Source organism: Salinispora sp. H7-4, assembly GCF_013416675.1.
Lineage (GTDB): Bacteria > Actinomycetota > Actinomycetes > Mycobacteriales > Micromonosporaceae > Micromonospora > Micromonospora vitiensis.
The window spans coordinates 22,476-22,683 of sequence record NZ_JABZED010000017.1 but is presented as its reverse complement, the minus strand read 5'-3'; the positions used below and the strand labels follow the sequence as shown (position 1 = coordinate 22,683).

The 208-nt window shown below is 60.1% G+C and carries 1 pseudogene; it reads right to left on the bottom strand.

From position 1 onward, the window contains the following. A pseudogene (locus H0524_RS25610) lies at positions 1 to 208 on the bottom strand (pyridine nucleotide-disulfide oxidoreductase); the annotation flags it as partial.

Below are 208 nucleotides of genomic sequence, written 5' to 3'. Positions count from 1 at the left end.
CTTGAGCCAGTCCGGAGCTGACTGCGGTGGTACCACGTGCATGAGGTCGTAGCCGATCATTTGTCGACTATGGTTTGTATGATCGGCGATCACCGCCTGGCGACTGTCGGCGTCGACTTCGACAAGTTCGCTGCTCTTGTGGACCTCGATGCCGTACCGGGCGGCGACGCGTTCCAGTTCATCGGCGAAGACCTGCACGCCGAACATG